Annotated in this window: 6 protein-coding genes; all 6 read right to left on the bottom strand. The window is 61.6% G+C overall.

Annotation, left to right across the window (positions count from 1 at the left end; genetic code table 11):
* Positions 1-315 precede the first annotated feature (315 nt).
* From JMV15_RS07310 to JMV15_RS07285, 6 genes are read right to left on the bottom strand one after another with little or no spacing between them, the layout of a single operon-like run.
* Positions 316-1,248: a phosphatidate cytidylyltransferase gene (locus JMV15_RS07310; protein ID WP_014720583.1), complete on the bottom strand. Its 933-nt coding sequence runs from the start codon at positions 1,246-1,248 to the stop codon at positions 316-318.
* Position 1,249: 1 nt separating this feature from the next.
* Positions 1,250-1,870: a lysophospholipid acyltransferase family protein gene (locus JMV15_RS07305; RefSeq protein ID WP_014720582.1), complete on the bottom strand. Its 621-nt coding sequence runs from the start codon at positions 1,868-1,870 to the stop codon at positions 1,250-1,252.
* A gap of 9 nt (positions 1,871-1,879) precedes the next feature.
* Positions 1,880-2,323: a hypothetical protein gene (locus JMV15_RS07300; protein WP_014720581.1), complete on the bottom strand. Its 444-nt coding sequence runs from the start codon at positions 2,321-2,323 to the stop codon at positions 1,880-1,882.
* On the bottom strand, positions 2,313-3,611 hold the full coding sequence (locus JMV15_RS07295) for a phosphatase PAP2/dual specificity phosphatase family protein (RefSeq protein ID WP_038452045.1): 1,299 nt from the start codon (positions 3,609-3,611) through the stop codon (positions 2,313-2,315). Before JMV15_RS07295 ends, JMV15_RS07300 begins: the two co-directional genes overlap by 11 nt.
* A 2-nt stretch (positions 3,612-3,613) precedes the next feature.
* Positions 3,614-5,362, bottom strand: coding sequence for a bifunctional alpha/beta hydrolase/class I SAM-dependent methyltransferase (locus tag JMV15_RS07290; protein WP_038452043.1), 1,749 nt, complete (start codon positions 5,360-5,362; stop codon positions 3,614-3,616).
* A 10-nt stretch (positions 5,363-5,372) separates the two neighbouring features.
* Entirely contained in the window at positions 5,373-5,993 is a 621-nt protein-coding gene (locus JMV15_RS07285; RefSeq protein ID WP_014720578.1) for a CDP-alcohol phosphatidyltransferase family protein, read from the bottom strand.
* Positions 5,994-6,049 lie beyond the last annotated feature (56 nt).

Raw genomic sequence — 6,049 nt, 5'->3', positions numbered from 1 at the left:
GGCGGCACATCCTGCTGAACGGGCATTACACCTTCCAGACTGACGGCAAGTTCATCGACCTGGATGCGCTCGTGGCGGGACTGGAGCTGGGCTGACGGAAATTTCTGGGATTCCGGCGTACAACCCCTATATCGAGATCACTGGCTAGAGGTATTGAAAGCACCATAATACCTACAGGTAGGCGCATATCCCCTGTGGGAGCTGGCTTGCCTGCGAGGGCTGCGTGTCAGTCGCTGCATCTGTTACTGCACCACCGCCTTCGCAGGCAAGCCAGCTCCCACATTTGATCTCCATCGGGTTTGAGAAAGGGGTGGGTTAGGTCCACCAGTAGCGCACGAGATGAAAGAAGATCGGCGCCGCAAAGCACACCGAATCCAGCCGATCCAGCATCCCGCCGTGCCCTTCGATCATGTGGCCCCAGTCTTTCACCCCGCGGTCACGCTTGATCGCCGACATCACAATCCCTCCCGCAAACCCCAGCAGGTTGATCAGCAGCGCGATCAGGAATGATTGCCAGGGATTGAACGGTGTGGTCCACCACAGCGCTGCGCCGATCAGCGACGACAACAGGATCCCGCCGACAAAACCTTCCACGGTTTTCGACGGCGACAGGTTGGGCGCGATCTTGTGTTTGCCGAACAGCTTGCCGCACACGTACTGCAGCACGTCCGACAGCTGCACCACGATCACCAGATAGGCGATCAGCAGCAGGTTACGGCCTTCGTAACCCGGTATGTCCAATGTCAGCAGCGCCGGGACGAAAGACACGCAGAACACGGCGATCATCAACCCCCATTGCACCTTCGATGCCCGTTCCAGAAAGTGCGTACTGTCACCGCCCAGGGAGGCGAGGATCGGCAGCAGCAGGAACACGTACACCGGGATGAAGATCGAGAACAGCCCATACCAGTCGGCGTAGATCAGCAGGTATTGCAGCGGCAGGGCCAGGTAAAACGCGGCCACCAGGGCCGGGTAGTCGCTGCGCCGGGTCGGGGTGAGGGTGAGAAATTCGCGCAGGGCGTAGAACGACACCGCGTAGAACAGCAGGATCACCGCGCCGGTGCCGAGCCAGAAGGCGATGCCGATGACCACCACCATCACCCACCAGGCGTTGATGCGGGCGTTGAGGTTGTCGATCACGGCATTCGGGCTGCCACGGGTGCGCAGCTTGAGGATCAGGCCGATCAGCGAGGCGATGACCAGGATCGCGCCGATGCCGCCAAATAACATCAGGGTTTGGCTATCCATCTCAGGAATGCTCCGGGGCAAGGGCGAGCAGGGCGTCGCGAGTGCGGGCGAGGAAGGCGGCTTTGTCTTCGCCTTCTTCCAATTGCAGGGGGGCACCGAAGCTGGTGGTGCATAACAACGGCAATGGCAATACGCGACCCTTGGGCATGACCCGGTTCAAGTTGGCTATCCACACAGGGACCAATTCGGCCTGTGGGTAACTCTTTGCCAAGTGGTACAAGCCGCTTTTGAACGGCAGCAAGCCATCCTCCAGATTGCGCGTGCCTTCGGGAAAGATGATCAACGAATCGCCGCCTTCCAGGGCCGCGAGCATGGGCATCAGTGGGTTATCCACAGCCTCTTTGCGCTCCCGATCGATCAGCACGCCATTGAATACGCGGTTGATGATGTAGCGGCGCAACGCGCTCTTGTTCCAGTAATCACTGCCGGCCACCGGGCGTGTGAACTTGCGCAGGTTCTGCGGCAGCGACGCCCACACCAGCACAAAGTCGCCGTGGCTGCTGTGGTTGGCGAAATAGATGCGCTGCACCGGCACTGGCGCGCACCCCAGCCACAGGCTGCGAGCGCCGGTGACGGTGCGGGCCATGGAGGTAATCAGCGTGGCGACCACGGGTTCGAACATGAGGATTCCTTATCCGGCAAAAGGCAGCCAAGGGCTGGCAAGGATGACGCCCAGGGTCAGCAGCGCTTGCGCGCCCAGTAGCCAGGCTTGTTTACGCAACAGTTTGAGAGCGCCGCGCCGGCGTTCGCTCCATGGCCGACCGGCTCGCTTGGGCAATTGCAGGCCAAGGGTTTGCAAGGCTTGGTCAAGGTCTGGCGTGCGGGTAACGTCGCGGGCCAGCAAGGCGAACAGATCGGCGTCAAAGGCCACCCGTAGCGCCCAGTATTTTTGCAGCAGGCCCAGCACGATCATCCACAGGGCCAGCAGCAGGCAGGTCGTCGAAATACTGGCCAACAACAGTTGGGCAAGGCCGAACAGTACGCCGAGCAACGTCAGGCCTGTGGATAACTGATCCAGGGAACGGCCACGACGTAGCAGGCTGGCGACTACCTGGAGTTCCATATCAGCGGGCATGGTGCAAACCCTCCAACGCTTTACGGTGTGCGGGGTGCAGGACTACAGTGGCCCGTGCTGTACGAATGATAGCCAGTGCTTGGTCAACCGTTGCGGCGCGCCCGGTGGTCAGCAGCCAGGCGGCGACGGCAGTGGCGCTACGGGAATAACCGAGGGCGCAGCACACCAGCAAGGGGCCACTCATTCGCAGACGTTCAATGGCGTGCGCGGCCTTCAGGCATTCGTCGGCTGTCGGGGTGATCAGGTCCAGTACCGGCACGCAGGCATAAGCACGGCCCTGTGGATTAATCGGCAGTTCGGCACACAGATCGACAATGGCTTTGAACGGGCCTTGCTCAGAGGTTGTAGGAACACGCCCCAGCCAGACGTTATCCACAATCAGATCCGGCTGTGGATGTTTGCGTGTCCACAGCCGCGAATTGGTCCACGCCCCTGCCAAGTAAGGCGCATACAGCCAGCGAGCGGCAGGCGTCAGGCGGCCATTTGTACGTTTTTGAAAGCCCGGCGCGCCGATCACCAGGTAGTTGGCGCTGATCAAGCCGAGGGAAACCGCTGGCCACAGCAACCACAGCCAGCCGCCGCGAAGTAACAAACCCAGCGTCAGCAGTACTATCGCACCCAGCCCATAGCGAACAGCCAGGCGCCAGCGTTGGGTATCGCGCGTTAACCGGGCACTCAACAATGGGCTCGGGTGTTCCACCGGCCATAACCACACGCACAACCACCCCGCGAGGGCGCCTGTGGGTAAGTCGATAAAGTGATGTTGATAAGTAGTCAGCACCGAGATGCCGATCAGCGCAAACCAGCCATGCACCACCCAGCGCCAAATCCCCTGGGTGTGCCGCTGATACATGACCCACAGGATCACCAGCAGCGCGATATGCAGTGAAGGCGCCTGGTTGAACGGTTTGTCGAAACCGGCCAGCACGGCGAACAGCCAGCCGAACACACCGTCCAGTTCCGGTCGCTCGAAGGTGAAGCGCAATGGCCAGATCAGGAAGCAACTCACGGCAATCACCTGCGCACTCAGCAGGCGCAGTGCATGTTGTTTCAACTCATGCCGTGTATTGGGCAGCAGCAGGGAGAAGCCGTAAAGCAGGTCGATGGACCAGTAGGGCACGATGGTCCAGGCCCAGAACGGCATGTGTGTTTCCCAGCCGAACACCAGGGTGCCGACGTCGCTGCGCTGGCTGGTGACCCAGGTGGCAAAGCCATAGGTGCTGAAAAACAGCGGCGCCAACAGCAGCAGCCAGAGCACCGCAGGTTTCAATAAACCGGGTTCGCGCATGTTCAGATCTTCTGTGCCAGGGACACGGTGAAAATGCCCCACTCATCCACGCGCTGGGTGATCTTGCGAAAGCCCGCCGCTTCGACGAGTTGGTCCATTTCCGCCTGGCTGCGCCGGCGCATCACCCAGGCCTGGCCCTGCCGGTGGCTGGTGAGCGCACGGGCAATCAGCTCCAACTGCGGGTGCCACGGCTGCCCGGTGTAGACAAGGTAACCACCTGGCTCCACGGCTTCGGCCAAGCCCGCCAGCGAGCCGCCGACCATGGCGTTATCGGCGAACAATTCGTACAGGCCGGATACCACGGCCAGCGTCGGCTTAGGGGCCAGGGCAGCCAGGTCAGCGCGGTCGAACGCATCGCCTTTGACGAACTGGGCGATGTCCCCCAGGCCCTTCTCGCGAATCAGCGCGCCACCGTCGCGCACGTTGATGTCGCTGTAGTCGCGCAGCAGGATCGATTCCGGCAGCGGCGATACGCCTTGCAAGGCTTCCAGGATGTAGCGGCCGTGGCCGGCGGCGATGTCGACAATGCGCACTTCGCGTTGGTCATCACGCAGCTTGGCCATGGCCAGGCGCAGCAGTTCCTCGACATTAAGCTTGCGCTGGCGAATACCGCGCCAGCCGATGGAATTGAGGTAGTTGGTATCGATCATCCGCCCCAGCCCGCCCTTGCCGGTAGGCTTATTGCGATACACGTAGTCCAGGGTGCTGCCGGAATCGAAGCCGGTGTCGAAGCCCAGCTTCACCCCATCCGACAGGTTCTTGCCCAGGCCCATGCTGGCGCGGGTCATGCGCCAGTACAGGTCGCGCAGTGAATTGCGTGGCAACGGCGCGGCGAGGGATTCGGATTCGGCGCACGTGGCGCCAAGTTTGTCGGCGTCCAGTAGAGAAGCGCGGTCCAGCGGGTGCGCGAAGTTCTGCAAGATAAAGCGCTTGGCGCTGGTCACAGCCACGGCGCGATCACGTTCGCCGAGGGTGTCGTGGAAAAAGCCGGGGAGGATATGCAGCTCTTTTTTCAGGCTGCCGAGGCGGTCGAAGAACTGCTGCTGGGGTTTGCGGTGCACCACAAAATCGGAGCCGGAGATAAGCAGCTGGGTCGGCACCTGGATCGCCTGGGCATCGGCTACAACCCGGTCGGCGGCTTCGTACAGGCCCAGCAGCACATTCACCGAGATGGCCTTGGTGATCAAGGGGTCGCTGTCGTAGGACGCCACCCGTTCCGGATCATGGCTGAGGAACTTGGCCTTGACGTAACTGTTGACGAAAAAGTTGCCGCGAAACTTGCGCATCAGTGCCAGGCCCGGGCGGGCGAGGGGCACATACAGCTTGACCTTGAAGGCTGGCGAGGCGAGCACCAGGGCGCGGATTTTTGGCGCGTAATCATGAACCCAGGTGGCCGCAATCACCGCGCCGACGCTTTGGGCGATGACGGCGATGTCTTCCTCTTCGATGCTGTAGGTGGCATTGATGTGATCACAGAACGTCTGCACGTCGCGGGCGCTGGTGGCAAAGCTGGGGCTGTCGCCGCGCTCGCCTGGGGATTGGCCGTGGCCACGGGCGTCCCAGGCGAAGAAGTCGAATTCAGGCAGGCCCAGTTCATCCACCAGGTGGGCAATACGCCCCGAATGCTCATGGCCGCGATGGAACAACAGGATCGCCTTGCGCGGCCCGGCGCCTGCCGTGGCCGGCCAGTGCCGGTAGAAAAGCTCGACGCCATCATGGGTACTGAAGGTGTGCTCTTGCTGTTCGCGCATCGCAAAATCCTTATGCAGAAGGGAGAGATTGTTGTTCTTTGAGGCCCTGACGCACCCGGTTGACCAAGGTATAGGCGAGCAGGGCGGCCACCAGCCACATCACCGCCTCGACCCAACCGGCGCCGAGCCAGCCCAGCGCCACGCCAGTGGCCAACACACCGAGTACGAACGCCCGATCACTCTTGCCCATGGGCCCGTCATAACGGCGCGACGCGCCCACCATCGGCCCCAGCACCCCGGCGTATTCGCTGAATACCGCCAGCAGCGTCACCAGCAGCACCGGCGCCAGGCTCACATCGGGGATCAATGCAAAGGGCAGGATTAGCGCGCTATCGGCGATCACGTCGCACAATTCATTGAGGTAAGCACCGAGGCGCGACTGTTGGCCGAATTCCCGGGCCAGCATGCCATCGATGGCATTGAGCGCCATGCGCACAATCATCCACAGCGGGATCAGTGCAAACAGCCAGAGGTGTTGGGCAAAGCCCGCGATCAACAGCCCCACCAGCAGGGAAACAACCCCGGCCAGCACGGTGATCTGGTTGGCGGTGGTGCCGTTGTCATAAAGGCGCTGCACGAGAGGCCGCAGCAGGTTTTGAAAACGCGGTTTGAGTTGGTAGATGGAAATCATGGGGGTGGCGCTTCCTTGTCCGTGAACCCGCGAAAAACTGTTTTGGAGTGTGCCGA

The organism is Pseudomonas paracarnis, assembly GCF_904063055.1.
GTDB lineage: Bacteria > Pseudomonadota > Gammaproteobacteria > Pseudomonadales > Pseudomonadaceae > Aquipseudomonas > Aquipseudomonas paracarnis.
Note: the sequence above shows the minus strand (reverse complement) of the source record. Positions and strands in the feature narration are given on the sequence as shown.